Origin of the sequence: Pedobacter boryungensis (assembly GCF_013204825.1) — a bacterium.
GTDB lineage: Bacteria > Bacteroidota > Bacteroidia > Sphingobacteriales > Sphingobacteriaceae > Pedobacter > Pedobacter boryungensis.
Genome location: NZ_JABMKV010000003.1, coordinates 392,157 through 413,093, shown reverse-complemented (window position 1 = coordinate 413,093; position 20,937 = coordinate 392,157). Strand labels below are relative to the sequence as shown.

General features: G+C 34.4%; 21 protein-coding genes. All 21 read left to right on the top strand.

Annotated elements, in window-relative coordinates; translation table 11 throughout:
• Window positions 1–108: 108 nt before the first annotated feature.
• A complete protein-coding gene (gene pckA / locus HQN85_RS13970; protein ID WP_173273318.1) occupies window positions 109–1,713 on the top strand; it encodes a phosphoenolpyruvate carboxykinase (ATP) in 1,605 nt (534 codons plus the stop codon).
• Window positions 1,714–2,000: 287 nt separating this feature from the next.
• Complete coding sequence (locus HQN85_RS13965) at window positions 2,001–2,882, top strand: MotA/TolQ/ExbB proton channel family protein (protein WP_173273315.1); 882 nt, start codon at window positions 2,001–2,003, stop codon at window positions 2,880–2,882.
• A gap of 84 nt (window positions 2,883–2,966) precedes the next feature.
• Window positions 2,967–3,575 carry an ExbD/TolR family protein gene (locus tag HQN85_RS13960; protein WP_173273312.1) on the top strand — a complete coding sequence of 203 codons (609 nt, stop codon included), beginning with the start codon at window positions 2,967–2,969 and terminating at the stop codon, window positions 3,573–3,575.
• 21 nt (window positions 3,576–3,596) lie between these two features.
• On the top strand, window positions 3,597–4,139 hold the full coding sequence (locus HQN85_RS13955; protein ID WP_173273309.1) for an ExbD/TolR family protein: 543 nt from the start codon (window positions 3,597–3,599) through the stop codon (window positions 4,137–4,139).
• A gap of 28 nt (window positions 4,140–4,167) precedes the next feature.
• A complete protein-coding gene (locus tag HQN85_RS13950; protein WP_173273306.1) occupies window positions 4,168–4,986 on the top strand; it encodes an energy transducer TonB in 819 nt (272 codons plus the stop codon).
• Between the two features lie 235 nt (window positions 4,987–5,221).
• A complete protein-coding gene (locus HQN85_RS13945) occupies window positions 5,222–6,133 on the top strand; it encodes a PstS family phosphate ABC transporter substrate-binding protein (RefSeq protein WP_246249814.1) in 912 nt (303 codons plus the stop codon).
• Between the two features lie 83 nt (window positions 6,134–6,216).
• Complete coding sequence (locus HQN85_RS13940; RefSeq protein WP_246249812.1) at window positions 6,217–7,932, top strand: tetratricopeptide repeat protein; 1,716 nt, start codon at window positions 6,217–6,219, stop codon at window positions 7,930–7,932.
• 79 nt (window positions 7,933–8,011) lie between these two features.
• The gene (locus HQN85_RS13935) at window positions 8,012–8,383 is read left to right on the top strand and encodes an NADH-quinone oxidoreductase subunit A (protein ID WP_173273303.1); all 372 of its coding nucleotides are present in this window, start codon (window positions 8,012–8,014) and stop codon (window positions 8,381–8,383) included.
• A gap of 107 nt (window positions 8,384–8,490) precedes the next feature.
• Window positions 8,491–9,033, top strand: coding sequence for an NADH-quinone oxidoreductase subunit B (locus HQN85_RS13930; protein WP_055131193.1), 543 nt, complete (start codon window positions 8,491–8,493; stop codon window positions 9,031–9,033).
• On the top strand, window positions 9,033–9,533 hold the full coding sequence (locus HQN85_RS13925; protein WP_173273300.1) for an NADH-quinone oxidoreductase subunit C: 501 nt from the start codon (window positions 9,033–9,035) through the stop codon (window positions 9,531–9,533). Before HQN85_RS13930 ends, HQN85_RS13925 begins: the two co-directional genes overlap by 1 nt.
• A gap of 3 nt (window positions 9,534–9,536) precedes the next feature.
• A complete protein-coding gene (locus tag HQN85_RS13920; RefSeq protein WP_173273297.1) occupies window positions 9,537–10,751 on the top strand; it encodes an NADH-quinone oxidoreductase subunit D in 1,215 nt (404 codons plus the stop codon).
• Window positions 10,744–11,256 carry an NADH-quinone oxidoreductase subunit NuoE family protein gene (locus HQN85_RS13915; RefSeq protein WP_173273294.1) on the top strand — a complete coding sequence of 171 codons (513 nt, stop codon included), beginning with the start codon at window positions 10,744–10,746 and terminating at the stop codon, window positions 11,254–11,256. The genes HQN85_RS13920 and HQN85_RS13915 overlap by 8 nt, the downstream gene beginning before the upstream one ends.
• Window positions 11,256–12,632 (top strand): NADH-quinone oxidoreductase subunit NuoF, encoded by a 1,377-nt coding sequence (gene nuoF, locus HQN85_RS13910; RefSeq protein WP_173273291.1) that lies wholly within the window; start codon window positions 11,256–11,258, stop codon window positions 12,630–12,632. The genes HQN85_RS13915 and nuoF overlap by 1 nt, the downstream gene beginning before the upstream one ends.
• A 2-nt stretch (window positions 12,633–12,634) precedes the next feature.
• A complete protein-coding gene (locus HQN85_RS13905) occupies window positions 12,635–13,645 on the top strand; it encodes a 2Fe-2S iron-sulfur cluster-binding protein (protein ID WP_173273288.1) in 1,011 nt (336 codons plus the stop codon).
• Window positions 13,645–14,682 carry an NADH-quinone oxidoreductase subunit NuoH gene (gene nuoH / locus HQN85_RS13900; protein ID WP_173273285.1) on the top strand — a complete coding sequence of 346 codons (1,038 nt, stop codon included), beginning with the start codon at window positions 13,645–13,647 and terminating at the stop codon, window positions 14,680–14,682. The genes HQN85_RS13905 and nuoH overlap by 1 nt, the downstream gene beginning before the upstream one ends.
• Window positions 14,683–14,691: 9 nt before the next feature.
• Entirely contained in the window at window positions 14,692–15,192 is a 501-nt protein-coding gene (locus tag HQN85_RS13895; RefSeq protein WP_173273282.1) for a NuoI/complex I 23 kDa subunit family protein, read from the top strand.
• Window positions 15,193–15,312: 120 nt separating this feature from the next.
• Window positions 15,313–15,819 (top strand): NADH-quinone oxidoreductase subunit J family protein, encoded by a 507-nt coding sequence (locus HQN85_RS13890; RefSeq protein WP_131551941.1) that lies wholly within the window; start codon window positions 15,313–15,315, stop codon window positions 15,817–15,819.
• Window positions 15,812–16,141 carry an NADH-quinone oxidoreductase subunit NuoK gene (gene nuoK / locus HQN85_RS13885; protein WP_173273279.1) on the top strand — a complete coding sequence of 110 codons (330 nt, stop codon included), beginning with the start codon at window positions 15,812–15,814 and terminating at the stop codon, window positions 16,139–16,141. The genes HQN85_RS13890 and nuoK overlap by 8 nt, the downstream gene beginning before the upstream one ends.
• An 11-nt stretch (window positions 16,142–16,152) precedes the next feature.
• Entirely contained in the window at window positions 16,153–18,054 is a 1,902-nt protein-coding gene (gene nuoL / locus HQN85_RS13880; protein WP_173273276.1) for an NADH-quinone oxidoreductase subunit L, read from the top strand.
• Between the two features lie 19 nt (window positions 18,055–18,073).
• The gene (locus HQN85_RS13875) at window positions 18,074–19,537 is read left to right on the top strand and encodes a complex I subunit 4 family protein (RefSeq protein WP_173273273.1); all 1,464 of its coding nucleotides are present in this window, start codon (window positions 18,074–18,076) and stop codon (window positions 19,535–19,537) included.
• A gap of 2 nt (window positions 19,538–19,539) precedes the next feature.
• Entirely contained in the window at window positions 19,540–20,913 is a 1,374-nt protein-coding gene (locus HQN85_RS13870; RefSeq protein WP_173273270.1) for an NADH-quinone oxidoreductase subunit N, read from the top strand.
• Window positions 20,914–20,937: the final 24 nt, after the last annotated feature.

The following is a 20,937-nucleotide window of genomic DNA, read 5'->3' as shown; positions in this document are numbered from 1 at the left end:
AACACTTTACGCGTTAGTGTATTTGCCACAATAAGTAAAATTTTTCCTGAAAAAGCATGTTTTTTGCGTTAATATCTGCTTAGCTTTGCCTGATATTAAACCAAACACATGAGCAATAAAAATGTAAAGCAACCTAATTTAGGCTATCTAAATTTAAGTGCCAAAACAATTAAATATCAATTAAGTGTAGCAGAATTAGTTGAAGAAGCTTTAAAAAATGCAGAAGGAACTTTAGCTGATAATGGTGCACTAGCAGTTGATACAGGTAAATTTACTGGACGTTCACCTAAAGACCGTTTTATAGTTTGCGATGAGGTAACCGAAAATACAGTTTGGTGGGGTGATATTAATATTAAAATTAGCCCAGAACACTTCAATCAATTGTTTGATAAAATAACGAATCATTTAAATTCTAAACAGGTTTATGTTCGCGATGCATATGCATGCGCAGATGAAAATTATAAAACGACTATTCGAGTAGTTACAGAAAACGCATTTCAAAACCTATTTGCAAATAACTTATTTTTAAGATTTCCACAGGAGGAGCTCCCAGAACAACCAGAATGGACAATTATTGCGGCACCTTCATTTTTAGCCGATCCGTCAACAGATGGAACCCGGCAGTCTAATTTTTCTATTCTAAATTTTTCAAAAAAGATAATTCTAATAGGCGGTACAGCTTATACTGGCGAAATTAAAAAGGGCATTTTCTCTGTATTAAACTTTGTATTGCCAGAACAAAAAAATACCTTATCAATGCATTGTTCTGCTAATGTTGGCGAAGATGGGGATACCGCTATATTTTTTGGATTATCAGGAACAGGAAAAACAACCTTATCTGCAGATCCAAAAAGAGCTTTAATTGGTGATGATGAACATGGTTGGGGAGAAAATTCAGTTTTTAATTTTGAAGGGGGTTGCTATGCAAAATGTATAGACTTAACACCTCAAAATGAACCTCAAATTTACAGTGCGATTAAATTTGGCTCTTTATTAGAAAACACTAACTATTTTCCAGATACTCGCAATGTAGATTTTTCGAATATCGATAAAACAGAAAATACTAGAGTTGCTTATCCTATAAACTATATAGATAATGCAATAGAACCTTCGGTTGCGCCCATTCCAAAAAACATTTTTTTCTTAACAGCCGATGCATTTGGGGTATTACCTCCAATTTCTAAGCTTACTCCAGGTCAAGCAATGTTTCACTTTATATCTGGTTACACCGCAAAAGTTGCAGGTACAGAAGCTGGCGTTACAGAACCTCAATTAACATTCTCTGCTTGTTTTGGCAAAGCATTTTTACCCTTACATCCTGTGAAGTACGCAAAATTATTGGGAGAAAAAATGGAAAAAAACCAAGTAAATGTATGGTTAGTCAATACTGGATGGAGCGGAGGACCTTACGGAATAGGAAGCAGAATGAAGTTGAGCTATACTCGAGCAATGATTAGCGCAGCCTTAAATGGTAGTTTAGCAAAAGCTGATTTTATAGCACATCCTGTATTTGGTTTGTTAATGCCTACAAATTGCCCGGATGTTCCCACGGAAATTTTAAATCCTAGAAATACATGGTCAAATCAACAAAATTATGATAGCAAGGCTAATGAATTAGCAACTGCATTTTTAAAAAATTTTAAGCAATTTGAAGATTTTACAAATGAAGAAATACAAAATGCACTTCCAAAAGTGGTTGAAAACGTACATTAGTGTATTTTTTTTGCGTAAAATTTGTTTTTAATTAAATTTTTAGTTTTAATTGTGGAAGATTGTCTCGAACAAAGACAATCTTTTTTGGTTATACACTTAGCTCAAAAAGAAAAGGGGCTAGCGTAACGAATTAATTGTATAACGATTATTTAATTTGTAATTTAAAATCAATTTATAAATTTGCTAAACGCAACAATTGATTTCATTAAACGTTGTGTGTATTACTATATTATTTAAATAATTTTTTAAATTAAAAACAAGTACTAAAACTAAAAAACTAAAAAAAAATGGCAAACGCACCAAAACCAACAACAGTTAAAAAAGAGAGCTCAACTGCATCTAATTTATTTGCAACTCTTGTAATTCCAATTTGTATCCTTATTGGGATATCACTTTTCATCTTTGTTTTAGGTAAACCATCAAACTTCACAATTGATGATTCTATTGCAAAGGCAAATAGTCAAGTTTCATTGGCTTTCTTTAATGATGATACAACTCACATTTTACCTAAAGTTGGTAATTATGGTGGTATGGCTTACAAAGGTGGATTTATCGTGCCAATTTTGATGGGTATGCTTTTAATGGTGTTCGTATTCTCAATTGAGCGTTTAATTGTAATCGGTAAAGCAACAGGTAAAGGAAGCTTAGATGCTTTTGTTAAAAAAATTCAATCACTTTTAAGTTCAGGTAATATTTCAGGAGCTGCTGCAGAATGCGATAAACAAGAAGGTTCAGTTGCAAACGTAATTAAATCTGGTCTTAAAAAGTATGGCGAGATGGAAGATGAGAAAAACATGGATACTGACCAAAAATGTTTAGCTATTCAAAAAGACATAGAAGAAGCTACTTCATTAGAAATGCCAATGTTAGAGCAAAATTTAACAATCATTGCTACTTTAGTATCAGTAGGTACATTAATGGGTCTATTAGGAACAGTAACAGGTATGATTAAAGCGTTTGGTGGTTTGGCTAACTCTGGAGCTCCGGATCAAGCGGCATTGGCAACTGGTATTTCTGAGGCTTTGATTAACACAGCTACAGGTATTGGTACTTCTACTTTAGCGATTATCATGTATAACATCTTGACTTCGAAAATCGATAAATTAACTTATGCTATTGATGAAGCAGGTTTTAGCATCATCCAAACTTACGCTTCTACACATAAATAGAAATTATTTTAATTTTTTTTTACCGGCTTTATGGAAAACCGGAAGAATTAACATCATTAATTAAAATATTATAATTTTTATATTATGCCTAGAGTAAAAGTTCCAAGAAAGAGTACCTCAGTAGACATGACCGCAATGTGCGATGTGGCCTTCTTGTTGTTAACTTTCTTTATTTTAACGGCAACTTCACGTCAACCAGATCCGTTGGATATCAAAACTCCATCGTCTACGGTTCAATTTAAAGTGCCTGATAAAGATTTGGCAATATTGAGTATCGGTAAAGGAAAAGTTTTTATGGAGATCATTGGTCAAGACGTAAAAAAACTGACTTTACAGAAAATGGCTACATTATATGGTACGTCATTTACTGAAGATGAAGCAAAACGTTTTGGTGTAATTTCATCATTTGGCGTTCCATTTGGTAACCTAAAGCAGTTTATTAATTTAAATGGCGACGATCGTGCAAAATTTGAAGCGAAGCTTAATGGGATACCAACAGATTCTACCACTAATGGAGAACTATATAGATGGATAGAGCAATCTCGTAGAGCTACTGCAGAATTGCACAATACTGAAATGAGAGTAAGTATTAAAGGAGACTCAAAAGAAGAATATCCTACAATAAGAAAAATTGTAGATGTACTTCAAAAACAACAAGTTAATAAATTTAGTTTAATTACAACAGCCGAATAAGCTGCTAAATAAAATATAGATATGGCAGAATTAAATACAGGCGGGGACGGTGGCAAAGGCGGCAAAGTAAGGAGTAAGAAACAATCAACACGCGTAGATTTAACGGCAATGGTTGATTTAGCATTCTTATTGATTACATTCTTTATGCTAACTACTTCCTTATCAAAACCCTTAGCAATGGATATTGCTAAGCCAGATAAAGATGTTAAAGATTTAAATAAACTGGAGTTAAAGGCATCTCAAACGATGACAATTTTATTAGGTAAAAATAATAAAATTGCATGGTACATGGGAGAAGCTGGTAAATCAACTCCAACTATTGAAGGCTTTGGAGATATAGAAAAATCGCTCTTGAAAAACAAACAAGAAGTAAAGGAGAAAATGGGGAAGGACATCATTATTGTGGTGAAACCTACCGATGCATCTACTTACAAAAACTTTGTTGATATCATGGACGAGTTAAACATTACTAAAACTAATGTTAATGCACCAGCTATTGATGATGACCCCAAACACCTAATGGATAGCGAAAGAGAAGCTATGAAAGCGGGTGGAATTTTATAGAAATAATAACAAATTAAAATATTAAGCAATGTTTGGATCTAAAATAGATTTATTTAACAAAGAGTGGCTTGATGTAGTATTTGCCAAAAAGAATAAAAATTATGGAGCTTACGAGCTTCGTCAGACTAATGCGGCAAATACATCTAAATCACTATTGATTGCATCGGCAATATTTATATTACTGTTCTTAGCGCCGAAAATTTACGCTTTAATTGCAGGAATATTGCCTGAGCCACCTAAAGAGAAAGTGGTTGAAATGGTGATGCAAGCACCTCCACCAATTAATCCAGATGTGAAAACACCACCTCCAGTTGAGCCACCTCCACCAAAGCAGGATCAAATTAAATTTCCTCCTCCAATTGTGAAACCGGACAACGAAGTGCGTGATGAAGAACCGCCTAAAGCAGAAGATTTGAAAAAGGCTGATCCTGGACAGAAGACTATTGAAGGTGATCCATCTGCAGATATCGTGCAAATTGCACCTGCTGGTGAAGGACCAAAGCAAGCAGCACAAGTAGAAGATAATACGGTGTATAATTTCATCAGTATGGAGAATCCTCCTAGTTATCCAGGCGGTATTCAAAAATTCTACGATTATTTAGGGACTATTAAGTATCCAGCAATGGCAACTGAAGCTGGAATTTCTGGAACACTATACTTATCATTTACTATCGAAAAAGATGGTTCTGTAACTGATGCTAAAGTGGATAGAAAGGTTGGCTACGGAATGGATGAAGAAGCACTTAAGGTTTTAAGAGCTAGTAAGAGATGGAATCCAGGTATGCAAAATGGTAAACCAGTACGTGTTAAATATAATATTCCAATTAAATTTAACTTGCAACAATAAACATCAACATGTTTAATCTGAATTACTTTAAACAGAAATCGCCTCAACAGCGATTTCTGTTTATTTTAGGGCTTACGATGTTTCTATTTTATTTGGTATTAGGCTCAATTCTAATTTTCTGGAAAGACCTTATTCCATTAGAGATGGAAGCTAAATATAGAATCATATTTGGAATCGGATTAATTGCATATGCTTTGATCAGATTTTATCGTATAATTAATCAAAAAGATACGATATGAAAATGAAAATTATAGGTTTTGTATTCGTATTAATAACTATATTTTCTTGTAACAGAGCCGCAAAAAAAGGCGGAGTGCAGGAAACTAGAACATCAGGAACAACTGAGTTATTGGTTGATGAATCTTTTGCTCGTATTTTAGATCGTCAAATAGAAGTTTTTAGAAGCGATTATCCTAATGCAAAAGTTACAACTGTATTAGGCAATGAAAATAAGATTTTACCAGATTTTTTAAATGGAAAAGTTAAAATGATGGTACTATCTAGAATGCTAAAGCCAGAAGAAGAACGTTATTATAAACAAAAACAGATCGCTATTTTTACAGACAGGTTTGCTATTGATGGAATTGCGTTAATAACTAATTCAGCTAACATAGATACAAACATTACAGTAAATGATGTATTTAATGTTTTAAAAGGTAATGCTACCAATAATAAAAAGTTAGTTTTTGATAATGCCTATTCTAGTACAATAAGGTACTTTATAGATTCTGCAAAGGTTAAAGAGTTACCTAAAACTGGAGTTTATACTTTACAATCAAATAATGATGTAATTAAATATATTGCTGAAAATAAAGACTACATTGGTGTTGTAGGTGTCAATTGGCTTTTAGAAAACAATGATGACATTTTGACATACTTACCGAAGATTAAAGTAATGGGTGTTAAGAATGTAGCTGGTAAAAAAGGTGGTGATGCTTATTATAAACCTACCCAGAATAACTTAATTAAAGGTATTTATCCTTTTTTAAGAAATGTATATATCATAAATGCCGAAGGTAGAGATGGTTTAGGCACAGGATTTGCAAATTGGTTAACTAGCCCTCGTGGACAGTTAATTGTACTCAAATCAGGACTAGGTCCTCATAAGATGGTATCAAGAGATTTTAACATAAGGAACACGAACTAAATTAATATTAAAACTAATGAAATGAACGTTGCTGTAGTGGAACCAAATAAAGATTACAGAAAAAGTTATTTCAATTAAAACAAATGATGACGATGAAAATGATTAAGAAAGCAATAACCTTAAGTTTAGGTTTGGTAATGATGGGTGGTGCCTCATTTGCTCAAAGTTTAGCTGATGCAAAGAAGGCAATAGATGCAGAGCAGTATCAAAAAGCTAGCGCTATGCTTAAAACCTTAGTGAATTCACAAGCTAGCAAAGGTGAAAATTATTTTAGCCTTGGAGAAGTATATTTGCGTACTGATGATATCGATTCTGCAAGAGCAATATTTTTAAAAGGAATCACTGCAGAACCAAAATATGCATTAAACTATGTTGGTTTAGGTCATGCTGATTTAAAATCAAATAATGCAACCTCTGCAAAAACAAATTTTGATAAAGCGTTGTCTTTTGGTGCTAAAGACTATTTAACTTACTTAGCTATAGGTAGAGCTTATTTAGATCAAAAAACTCCAGATTATGCCGCTGCACTTCCAAATTTGCAAAAAGCAGATGAGTTAGACTCAAAAGATAAAGATCCTGAAACATTCGTTGCTTTAGGAGATTATTATGCGATGCAAAAAAAGAATAGTGAAGCATATAATATTTATTTAAGAGCAACAGATATTAACCCAGCTTTGTATCGTGTTAATGTGCAAATAGGTAAAATGTATAAGGAAGCTTATGCATTTGCAGAAGCAGAGGCACAATTAAAAAAGGCGGTAGCTGGAGATCCTAATTATGGTCCTGCTTATCGTGAATTAGCAGAATTATATTTACAATGGTCTTATCAAGATCCAAAAAATGGTGAGGCTAAACGAGCTGAAGCTTCAACTAACATGAAAAAGTATTTAGATTTAACTGATAAATCTTTTGATTCAAGATTGCGTTATGCTCAGTTTTTAGTTTATGCAGAAGATTTTGCAACATTATCAAATGAAGTTGCAACTTTAAACGCTCCAGATGCAAATAATCCTAAAACATTTGTAGTAATACGTATGCGTGGATATTCTGCTATTGAGAATAAAAATTATCCTCAAGGTGTGCAATTTATGAATGAATTGTTTGCCAGAAAACAAGATACTTCACGTATTCTTGGATCAGATTATCTTTATTTAGGTAAAGCTTTGCAAGGTACTGGTAATGATAGTTTAGCTGTATTAAATATTACAAAGGGAATTGAATTAGATACTACTAAGGTAGAAGAGTTGGCTGAGATTGGTAAGAAATACTACGCAGCAAAAAGCTATGATAAAGCTATTCCCGTTTTCAAAAAAGTAATTGCATTAAACTCTAAAAATCCTAACATGGCGATGAATTATTACTATTTAGGATTAGCAGAATATGTAAAATCAGGAGCTAAGGATAGAGCTTTACTTGTTGAGAGTGATTCTGCATTAGCTAAAGTAATTACATTAGCTCCAGAATACGATCCAGCTTTTTTATATAGAGCTCGTATCAATAAGGCAATTGATGCAATTGATAACCCAGAAACTCAAAAAGGGTTAGCAGTTCCTTTTTATGAAAAGTATATAACACTTCTTACAGTAACTAAACCAGAAAAAGCTGCTGCAAATGTTAAAAACTTGGCTGACTCTTACAATTACTTAGGTTTTTACTATTCAGGTGTTGATAAAGAAAAAGCTAAAGAATACTTTAATAAAACTTTATCAATAGATCCTGCAAATGCATATGCAGCTGACAACTTGAAGTTATTAAATGCTCCAGCAGCGCAACCAAAAAAAGCACCAATTAAGAAATAATAATTCTTAATAGTAATAAAGAAAAAGGCAGGGTTTGTAATCCTGCCTTTTTCTTTTAATTTTGCCTAAAATAATAGAAATGGAAACTACAAGCACAGCACACGATTTTTTACCTATCATATTTCAAGTTATTGTCGCTTTAGGATTTGTCGTAGTGACTTTATTTGCCACGCACTTTTTAGGCCCTAAGCGTAAAACAAACGATAAACTCTCTACTTTTGAAGCTGGAGTAAAGTCTATTGGTAATGCTCGTCAACCATTTTCTATTAAATATTTTTTGGTTGCCATTCTTTTCGTATTATTTGATGTTGAGGTAATCTTCATGTACCCTTGGGCAGTAAACTTTAGAGAATTGGGCTGGAACGGAATTATTGAAATGTTTATTTTTATGGGTACACTTTTATTAGGGTTTATCTACATTTTAAAGAAAAAAGCGCTAGACTGGAATTAATTATTTAGATTAATTCTAAATGCCAATACCTTAATCTATTTGCTTTTAAAATATTGTAAATTTGTTGCTTATTCTCTATTAGGAATAAGCATTTTTTGTTTAGAAACATGAGTGAAATCAATATAGTAGATGCGCCACCAGGTATAGAAGGCTCAGGCTTTTTTGCTACTTCCTTAGATAAGGTAATTGGGTTGGCCCGTTCACATTCGTTATGGCCTTTACCATTTGCTACTTCTTGTTGCGGAATTGAATTTATGGCAACAATGGGTTCTCATTACGATTTTGGACGTTTTGGTGCAGAAAGATTAAGTTTTTCTCCCCGTCAGGCAGATTTGTTAATGGTTATGGGAACTATTGCTAAGAAAATGGCACCAGTTTTAAAACAAGTATATTTACAAATGGCAGAACCTCGTTGGGTAATTGCTGTTGGTGCTTGTGCATCTAGCGGAGGTATCTTTGATACTTATTCTGTTTTGCAGGGAATTGACGAAATTATTCCTGTAGATGTATACGTTCCAGGTTGTCCACCACGTCCAGAGGCTATTTTGGATGGTTTTGGAAAAATCCAAGAGCTAGTTAAAAACGAATCAGGCAGAAGAAGATATTCAGATCAGTACAAACAAATGTTAGCTTCATACGGAATAGAATAATGGCTAAAGCAACAAATACAGAAATTATTGATTTGCTAGGCGAGAAATTCGGTGAGCAACTCTTTGATGTGACAGAACCTTATGGATTGTTAACTTTTTCTACTACTAAAGATAAAATTGTAAATGTTTTGTCTTTCTTAAAGGAAAACGGAAAAATCAATTTTAATTTCTTGACCGATTTAACTGCAGTTCACTATCCAGAGAAAAACCAAATAGCAGTGGTTTACCATTTACATAGCATGGTTAGTGGCATAAGAATTCGTATTAAGGTTTTCCTTCATGAAAATGATACAACTATTCCAACCGCATCCACATTATGGAATTCGGCTAATTGGATGGAAAGAGAAACGTATGATTTTTTTGGGGTTAAGTTTGAAGGTCACCCTGATTTAAGAAGGATTTTAAATATGGATGATTTAGGTGTGCACCCTATGCTTAAACAATACCCCTTAGAAGATCCAAATAGAGTTGATAAAAAAGACGAATACTTTGGTAGATAACACATGAAGCACAATCAACCAGTATATACAGATAATGATCCGCAGAGTGAATTGGTAACCTTAAATTTGGGCCCAACTCACCCTGCTACACACGGTGTTTTTCAAAACGTATTGCAATTAGATGGCGAACGCATTGTGAGTGGTGTTTCTACTATAGGATACATTCACAGAGCATTTGAGAAAATTGCAGAGCACCGTCCATTCTATCAGATTACACCATTAACTGACCGTTTAAATTATTGTTCATCCCCAATTAATAATATGGGATGGCACATGACGGTTGAAAAGTTATTGAATATCCAAATTCCTAAGCGTGTAGATTATTTGCGTGTAATAATCATGGAATTGGCAAGGATCTCAGACCATATCATTTGCAATACTATTATTGCTCAGGATACAGGCGCAACCACAACTTTCCTTTATTTATTCCAATTTAGAGAGCATATTTATGAAATTTACGAAGAGATTTGTGGCGCTCGTTTAACAACTAATATTGGTCGTATTGGAGGTTTGGAAAGAGATTTTAATGATATCGCCTTTGCGAAGATTAATAAATTTTTAAAAGAATTTCCAGTCGCATTAAAAGAGTTTGAAAGCCTATTAAATCGTAACCGTATCTTTATTGATCGTACTGCTGGCGTTGCCGAAGTGACTCAGGAAAATGCATTAAGTTTCGGTTGGACTGGCCCATTGTTACGTGCAACAGGTGTAGATTATGATGTTCGTGTAAGCGAGCCTTATTCATCTTATCAAGATTTTGATTTTGAGATTCCGGTAGGTACAAGTGGCGATATTTATGATCGCTATTTAGTGCGTAATGAAGAAATGTGGCAAAGTGTTAGAATTATCGAACAGGCTATGGAGAAGTTAAAATCTGAGCCTAAAGGTATTTTCCATGCTGATGTGCCAGAATTTTATCTCCCAGGAAAAGAAGAAGTTTATAATAATATGGAAGCATTAATCTATCACTTTAAAATTGTGATGGGCGAAATTGATGCACCAAAAGCAGAAGTTTATCACGCTGTTGAAGGTGGTAATGGAGAGCTTGGTTTTTATTTGATTAACGATGGAGGTAGAACCCCTTATCGTTTGCATTTTAGAAGACCTAGTTTTATTAATTATTCAATGTTTGCAAAAATGAGCGAAGGCATGCTATTATCAGATGCTATCATTAACATGAGTAGCATGAACATTATTGCAGGAGAATTAGATGCTTAAAGTAGAGGAACAACAACCTGTAGAATTTTCATCAACTTTAATTGAAAAGTTTGATGAGATCGTTAAACGTTATCCTGCTGGAAAACAAAAATCAGCTTTGCTACCCTTATTACATTTGGTACAAGCAGAATTTGGTTGGACAAGTGTTGCTGCAATGGATAAAGTTGCTGAATATTTGAATATAGAACCTATTGAAGTGTATGAAGTTGCATCTTTTTACAGTATGTACTTTTTACAACCAAAAGGAAAATATGTATTAGAAGTTTGCCGTACTGGGCCATGTTGTTTAGTTGGTGCAGAAAAAATAATGGATCATATTGAAAGTAAACTTGGTGTTAAAGAAGGCGAAGTTACAGCTGATGGTCTATTTAGCTGGAGGGGCGTAGAATGTTTAGCAGCTTGTGGTTTTGCACCAGTATTACAAATTGGCCCTGAATATACTTTCTACGAAAACTTGACTGAACAATCAGTTGATACATTAATAGACAATTTACGCAATAAATAATGGGACGTAAACTATTATTAGAACATATTAACGTACCAGGCATTAACACACTAGAAGTTTATCGCCAAAAAGGTGGTTACCGTGCTGTGGAGAAAGCTTTGAAAACTTTAACACCTGATGAAGTGGTGGAAGAAGTTAAAAAATCTGGCTTACGTGGCCGTGGTGGTGCAGGTTTCCCAACAGGGATGAAATGGAGTTTCTTGGCTAAGCCAGAAGGTGTTGCTCGTTATTTGGTATGCAATGCTGATGAATCTGAACCTGGAACATTTAAAGACAGATATTTGATGACTTACATTCCTCATGCATTAATTGAAGGAATGATTGTATCGAGTTTTGCTCTTGGTGCAAACACATCTTATATCTACGTACGTGGAGAAATGATGCCTCAAATCCGCATTTTAGAAAAAGCAATTGCTGAAGCTAAGGCTGCCGGATTTTTAGGTAAAAACATATTAGGAACGGGATACGATTTAGAACTTTATGTTCAACCTGGTGGTGGTGCTTACATTTGTGGTGAAGAAACTGCTTTGTTAGAATCATTAGAAGGAAAAAGAGGAAATCCTCGTATTAAACCTCCATTTCCAGCAATTGCTGGTTTATACGGTTGTCCAACAGTAGTAAACAATGTTGAATCGATTGCTGCTGTTGTACCAATTATTAATGATGGTGGCGATGAATATGCGAAAGTAGGTATCGGTAGAAGTACAGGTACGAAATTAATATCAGCCTCTGGAAACTTAGTAAAACCAGGTGTTTATGAAATTGAGTTAGGCTTACCAGTGGAAGAATTTATCTATTCTGATGAATATTGCGGTGGTATTGCTAATGGTAAAAGATTAAAAGCAACTGTTGCTGGGGGTTCTTCAGTGCCAATTTTACCCGCAAATTTAACGCTTAAATATGCCAATGGCGAACCTCGTTTGATGAGTTATGAATCGCTTTCTGAAGGTGGTTTTGCAACAGGAACGATGATGGGTTCAGGTGGTTTCATCGCATTTGATGAGGATCAATGTATCGTAAGGAATACTTGGAATTTTGCTCGTTTTTATCATCACGAAAGCTGTGGACAATGCTCTCCTTGTCGCGAAGGTACCGGTTGGTTAGAAAAAGTATTACATAGATTGGAATACGGACACGGAAAAATGAGCGATATCGACTTATTGGTTGATGTTTCTAAAAAAATAGAAGGAAATACAATTTGTCCGTTGGGCGATGCAGCGGCTTGGCCAGTTGCAAGTGCGATAAGACATTTTAGGGATGAGTTTGAGTGGCATGTAAAAGAGCCAGTTAAAAGCTTAAGCAGCAATTATGGTTTAGCCAATTATGCTGTTCCGATAGAGAGAAAAGTTGAAGAAGTTAAACAGGATAATCTTTAACCATGAGTGATTTAATGAAAGTTACCATTGATGGTATAACTGTAGAAGTAGCACCAGGTACGAGTATTCTCAATGCTGCAAGGCAAATTGGGGGCGACATTGTTCCACCTGCAATGTGCTATTACTCTAAGTTAGAAGGAAGTGGTGGTAAATGCCGTACATGTATTGTTAAAGTAACTAAAGGTTCTGAAAAAGATCCTCGTCCAATGCCAAAATTAGTTGCATCGTGCCGTACAACCGTAATGGATGGTATGGAAGTGCAAAATATTACTTCTCCAGAAGTTTTGGAAGCTAGAAATGGTGTTGTGGAGATGCTGTTGATTAATCACCCATTGGATTGCCCAATTTGCGACCAAGCTGGTGAATGCGATTTGCAAAATCTTGGTTATGAAAATGGATTACAACGTACTCGTTATGAATTTGAGCGTCGTACTTTCGAAAGAATTGATATTGGGGATAAAATCCAATTACACATGAATCGTTGCATTTTATGCTATCGTTGTGTGTTTACAGCAGATCAAATTACCAATAAACGTGTTCACGGTATTTTAAATCGTGGGGATCACTCTGAAATTTCTACTTACATTCAAACTGCTGTTGATAATGATTTCTCTGGAAATGTAATTGATGTTTGTCCAGTTGGAGCGTTAACAGATAGAACTTTCAGATTTAAAAATAGAGTTTGGTTTACTAAACCTGTTGATGCACATCGTGATTGCAACCATGAAAAATGTAATGGTAAAGTAACGCTTTGGTATAAAGGAGCAGATGTTTTACGTGTTACCGCTCGTAAGGATCAATTTGGGGAAGTGGAAGAATTTATATGTAATGAATGTCGTTTTGAGAAAAAAGCGACTGCAGATTGGACAATTGAACACCCAACTCATATTCCTGATACTTCGGTAATTTCATCAAATCATTACGAAACATTTAAACCATTACCGGTAATTAAAGAAAATTTGGCTTTGCAAGAAGCTAATAAAGTTGAACTAGAAAAAACCAGTAAATTCTAATGGATATAAATTTTGTAATCGAAAAATTTGCACTGGTAACTATTTTGTTTTCCATTAGTTTGGTTATAGCGATGTATTCTACCTATGCAGAAAGAAAAGTTGCTGCTTTTTTACAAGATCGTTTAGGTCCGGATAGAGCTGGTCCTTTTGGTATTTTACAACCTTTAGCTGACGGTTTAAAAATGTTTATGAAGGAAGAGATTATTCCTTCAAACGCAAGTAAGTGGTTATTTATGGTTGGTCCAGGGTTGGCCATGCTTTGTGCTTGTATTGGTACGGCGGTTATTCCTTGGGGTCAAGATTTGAACATTAATGGAAGAGTAGTTCCTTTACAAGTTACAGATATTAATGTTGGTGTACTTTACCTTTTTGGGGTGGTTTCATTAGGTGTTTATGGTGTAATGATTGGTGGTTGGGCATCTAACAATAAGTATTCATTGTTAAGTGCAATTAGGGCAGCATCTCAAAATATCAGTTATGAGGTGGCGATGGGCTTATCTATCATTGCTTTGCTTTTAATGACCAACACGCTTAGTTTAAAAGAAATTGTAGCTCAGCAGCATGGTTGGCACTGGAATGTTATTTATCAACCATTAGGATTTATCATTTTTATGGTATGTTCTTTTGCAGAAACTAATCGTGCTCCATTCGATTTACCTGAGTGTGAAACTGAACTAATTGGGGGTTACCACACAGAATACTCATCAATGAAATTAGGGTTTTACCTGTTTGCTGAGTATATCAATATGTTTGTTTCATCTGCCGTGATGGCAACATTATACTTTGGTGGTTACAATTACCCATGGATGGATACTGTTGCAGGTCATGTTAGTCCTAATGTTGCTGCATTAATTGGAACAGTTGTTTTATTTGCTAAAATATTTGCATTCATCTTTTTCTTCATGTGGGTACGTTGGACAATCCCTCGTTTCCGTTATGATCAGTTGATGAATTTAGGATGGAAAGCATTAATTCCATTGGCTATTGCAAATATCATTATCACAGGGATTGTTATTGCTGTTGTAAATAAGTTTTAAGAGAGAGATATGGAATCATTAAGTAATAAGAAAAAAGTACTAGAGCAAAAGCCTCTTAACCTTGCAGAACGAATGTACTTGCCTGCAATTGTTAAAGGTTTAGGTACTACAATGAGCCACTTTTTTAAGAAAAGTTCAACGATTAGATATCCGGAACAAGTGCGTGAATTTTCAATTAACTGGAGAGGAATGCATTCTCTGAAAAGAGATGAAGAAGGCAGAGAGCGTTGTACTGCTTGTGGATTATGTGCCTTATCATGTCCTGCAGAAGCAATCACTATGATTGCAGCAGAACGTAAGCCTGAAGAGAAAGCATTATACCGTGAAGAAAAATATGCTGCAGTTTATGAAATCAACATGTTACGTTGCATTTTTTGCGGTTTATGTGAAGAAGCTTGCCCTAAAGAGGCTATTTATTTAGATGGACCAATTGTTCCATCTGATTATTTACGTAAAGATTTTATTTACGGAAAAGATAAATTGGTTGAAGCTCCTTTGGAGGCGAAATAAAAATATACAAGTCGTCATTGCGAGGAACGAAGCAATCCTAAAGCGATGGACTTTAACAAAATAGATTGCTTCGTGCCTCGCAATGACGAGACGGTTAATAACTAAACAAAAAGAAAATTAATGGGTACATCAGTATTCTATTTCGTAGCAACATTGAGCATCATCTTTTCACTGATGGTTATCTTTTCGAAGAATCCAATTCACAGTGTTTTATATTTGATTCTAACTTTCTTCACTTTTACAGTCCACTATGTGTTATTAAACGCACAATTTTTAGCGGTTGTAAATTTTATTGTTTACATGGGTGCAATTATGGTTTTATTCCTATTTGTGCTGATGCTTTTAAACTTGAATAAGGAAAATGAACCCAATAAATCAGCTTTGGTTAAAATTTTAGGCGTAATAGCCGGAGGATGTTTATTAGTAACCCTAGTTGGTTCATTTAAAGCGGTTTCAATTAATAGCCCATTAGTTTTACAAAATCCAAATTTGGGATTGGTAAAAAACCTAGGTAAAGAATTATTTGGCCCGTTTATGTTGCCATTTGAATTGTCATCAATTTTATTGCTTACAGCAATGGTTGGCGCAGTATTATTAACTAAAAAAGAAGAAAAAGCAAATGGATAATTTAGCTTCAACCATGCAAACCGTTCCACTTGACCATTACATTTGGTTATGTGCTATTATCTTCACTATCGGGGTAATGGGCGTGTTAACACGTAGAAATGCTATTGTTATTTTTATGTCGGTAGAATTGATGTTAAACTCTGTTAACTTGTTGCTAACAGCTTTTTCTGTTCATCATAACGATCCATCAGGGCAAGTTTTTGTGTTTTTTATTATGGCTTTGGCAGCTGCCGAAGTAGCCGTTGGACTTGCAATTATTGTAATGGTTTACAGAAATACGCAGTCGATAGATATTAATGTGTTAAATCGCCTTAAGTGGTAATTATATAGAAGATGATAAATAGTTTACTTTGGTTAATTCCTTTGCTTCCGCTTTTAGGCTTTGTAATTAATGGCCTAGGCAGAAATACATTTAGCAAAAGCCTTGTTGGTATTATTGGCAGTGGCGCTGTATTAGCTTCTTTTGTATTAAGCGTTATTTTGTTTTTTGATTTAAGTGGTAGCACACAAAAACAGTTTCCAGTTGAGCTTTTCGATTGGATTAGCGCTGGTAATTTACACATCCCACTTTCGTTTTTATACGATCCATTGAGCTCAATAATGTTATTAATTATAACAGGAATTGGGTTTTTAATTCATCTATATTCAGTTGGATACATGCATGATGATGCTGGATTTGGTAAATTCTTCGCTTACTTAAACCTATTTATCTTCTTTATGTTGATATTGGTCTTAGGCTCAAACTACATTGTGATGTTTATTGGATGGGAAGGTGTAGGATTATGTTCTTATCTATTAATTGGGTTTTGGTATACCAACAGTAATTATGCAAGTGCAGCAAAAAAAGCATTCGTAATGAATAGAATTGGAGATTTGGGTTTCCTTTTAGGTGTATTCTTAATCTTTAATACTTTTGGAAGTGTAGAATTTGCTAAGGTATTTCCACAGGCTGCTTCAATGATGCCAGGTGCAGGAACAATTACTTTAATTACGATTTTATTATTTATAGGTGCTTGTGGTAAATCTGCTCAATTACCTTTATTTACTTGGTTACCAGACGCAATGGCGGGCCCAACACCAGTTTCTGCTTTAATACATGCTGCAACAATGGTAACTGCTGGTATTTATATGATTGCCCGTTCGAGCGTATTATTTGATTTAGCGCCAACTACGCAAATGATCATTGCAATTATTGGAACAGCAACTGCTTTAGTTGCCGCAATTATTGCTTTAACACAAACAGATATTAAAAAGGTATTGGCTTATTCAACTGTATCTCAATTGGGTTACATGTTTTTAGGTTTAGGTGTTGGTGCATATACAGGTTCATTTTTCCATGTTTTAACTCATGCTTTCTTTAAAGCATTGTTGTTCTTAGGAGCAGGTTCTGTAATACATGCAATGCACCATGAGCAAGATATGCGCCACATGGGTGGATTAAAAGGAAAGCTTAAAATTACGTTTGCTACCATGATGATCGGTACAATCGCAATCGCTGGTTTACCACCCTTCTCTGGTTTCTTTTCTAAGGATGAAATTTTAGCCCACGCTTTTGAATACAATAAAGTACTTTGGGCAATTGGATTGTTCACAGCGTTTTTGACTGCTTTTTATATGTTCAGAATGATGTTTTTAACTTTTTCTGGCAAATATCGTGGAACGCATCATGCAGAAGAATACATTCACGAATCTCCAAAAATCATGACATATCCATTAATTGTATTAGCTATTTTGGCGGCAATTGGTGGGTTGATAAATATTCCTGCAGTATTTGGTGGTAATGAATGGTTGGCGCATTGGCTAACTGGAGCTGGTATTGCTCATCATGAATTAACACTAGACCACACTACAGAATTTGCTTTAATGGCTGTCTCTGTTTTGGCGGCGTTAATTGCCTTGTTTTATGCTTATACTAAATATGTTAAAAATGCTCATGTTCCAGTTTCGGATGAAAATAAACGCTCAATTTTAGCCAAAATATCATACAACAAATTCTATTTGGATGAAATTTACGATGCCATCATCACTAAACCTTTAGATGCATTTTCGAGATTTTTCTATCGCATTATCGATAAAAAAGTAATCGATGGTTTGGTAAATGGCTTTGGCTGGTCTGCAACTGAGGGAAGTAAAGGTTTACGTCTTTTACAATCTGGTAATGTTGGCTTTTATATATTTATGATGGTATTCGGTATCATCGCATTGTTATTGTATACTTATTTATCAATCGCTTAATTCGGTTCAACACATATAAATGGAACTATTAATACTCATATTTTTACCACTTGTTGGTGCATTAATTACCTCACTACTTAAAGGCGGTTCTGCTAAAGTAAGTGCATTAGGTTTTGCACTAATATCGCTTTGTGTAACTATTGGTTTATTAACCCAATTTACTCCAGATGCGACTACACAATTCGCAGTAAACTATCCTTGGATACAGCAATTAGGAATTAATTTCCATGCAGGTATTGATGGAATTAGCATGATTACGGTTATTTTAACAAATGTTTTAATGCCATTAATCATTCTTTCGAGCTTTAAACATGAATACAAAAATGCCAATGCTTTTTATGCGTTAATTTTATTTATGCAAAGCGGATTATTGTTGGTATTTACAGCATTAGATGGATTTTTATTTTATATCGGTTGGGAAGCGGCTTTAATTCCAATTTACTTTATTTGCGCCATGTGGGGCGGAAAAGATCGTATTAAAGTAAACATGAAGTTTTTTGTTTACACGATTGCAGGTTCACTCTTCATGTTATTGGGTATCATTTATTTATATCTTCAAAATCCTGCTAAGAATTTCGATATCAATGCATTTTACGCCTTAAACTTAGATTCATATCAACAAGGTTGGATTTTCTGGGCATTCTTTATTGCTTTTGCTATTAAGATGCCAATATTCCCATTCCATACTTGGCAACCGGATACCTATACAGAAGCTCCTGCTCCAGGAACTATGTTATTATCTGGTATTATGCTTAAAATGGGTATTTATGGTGTAATTAGATGGTTATTGCCAATTGTACCACAAGGCGTTAACGACTGGGTTTGTGTAGCAATGATACTTTCTGTAATTGGAATTGTTTATGCTTCGCTAATTGCATTTACTCAAAAAGATGCTAAACGTCTAGTTGCTTATTCGTCAATTGCTCACGTTGGTTTAATATCAGCAGGTATTTTTGCATTAAGTACACAAGGTTTACAAGGTGTAATGGTACAAATGTTAAGTCATGGTATTAATGTAATAGGTTTGTTTTTCGTATTGGATATCATATCATCTCGTTTACACACCAATAAAATTGAAGAGTTAGGTGGATTAGCTAAAGTTGCTCCAAAATTGGCTATTACTTTTTTAATTATCCTTTTAGGAACTGTTGCTTTACCAGGAACTAACGGTTTTATTGGCGAGTTTTTATTGCTATTTAGCGTATACAATTACAACTCATGGTTAGGTTTAATTGCTGGCTTGACTATCATTTTTGGTGCAGTATATATGCTGAGAATGTATCAAAAAGTAATGTTAGGCGAAACCAATACACTAACCATCAGTTTTACTGATATTAAAGGAACAGAAAAAGGGGTATTGTACACTATTTGCGTATTGATAATTGTAATGGGTGTTTATCCAAAACCAATTTTGCACTTATCTGAAGCTTCAGTACAACATTTATTAGAACAAGTAAATCAAAAATTAACAGGGGTAAACTAAACATGAACATTATTATAACCATTGCCGCTACGGCTTTAATAGTACTTTATGCGGGTTTGTTTAAGGCAAAAAAAGCCTTGTTGCCTCTAACGTTAATTGGTTTATTGGTTGCATTAGGTTTTGTAGCTTGCTCATGGAATAATCCAACAACGTATTACGGTATGATGCGTATGGATAATTTCGCTTTAGCATTTTCGGCCATTGCTATAATTGGTACTTTCTTTATATTTCTATTAACCCAAAATTATTTTGCTGAAGGGAGCGATAATATTGCAGAGTATTTTACTTTGATTTTGTTTGCTCTTTCAGGAATGATTATCATGGTTTCTTATCAGAATATGTCTATGCTATTTATTGGCTTAGAAATTATGTCAGTAAGTTTATATATCCTAGCGGGAATACGAAAACTGAATTTTGCCTCAAATGAAGCATCATTGAAATACTTTTTAATGGGTGCTTTTTCTACAGGGTTTTTATTATTCGGTATTACTTTAATATACGGAGCAACAGGTTCGTTTGATATTGCTATTATTCAGAATTATTTAGTGAATAATGTAAAAGCAGTTTCACCTTTATTTTATCCAGGTGTTATTTTAATGATGATTGGTTTGTGTTTTAAAGTTGGTGCAGCTCCATTCCATTTCTGGGTTCCAGATGTGTATGAAGGCTCTCCATCGTTAATAACTACCTTTATGTCGACAGTGGTTAAAACAGCTGGTTTTGCTGCATTTTTAAGGTTATTTGCTGGAGCTTTTGAACCATTACATGATTTTTGGATGCCAGCATTAATGATCATTACGATCATCACATTGTGTATAGGAAACATTACTGCCCTTTACCAAAAAAACTTCAAGCGCATGCTAACATATTCGAGTGTATCGCATGCAGGTTATATGTTGTTTTCTTTAATTGTACTTACCGCTAATTCTGCAAGTAATGTATTAGTTTATGCTGCAGCTTATACGTTTGCAACGATCATTGCCTTTGCAATTTTGATAGTTGTTAAGCAAAAAACAGGTAATGATAACTTCGAGAATTTTAATGGTTTGGGTAAAAGAAATCCATTAACAGCTTTCGCACTAACCATTGCAATGCTTTCTTTAGCAGGTATTCCATTAACTGCTGGCTTTATTGGTAAATATGTGATGTTTTTAAACGTAATGGAAAATTATCAAACTGTTTTAGTTGTTATTGCTATTGTAAATGCATTAATAGGTTTCTATTACTATTTTAAAGTGATTATAGCTATGTGGTTTAAAGATGGTTCAGACATTATTTTAGATACTCCATTGCAATACAAAATAGTATTAGTACTATCGGTAATAGTTACCTTATTTTTAGGGGTTTATCCATCTCTTATTTTAAATTTGATATAGCCTAACGATATAGATTATTATTTG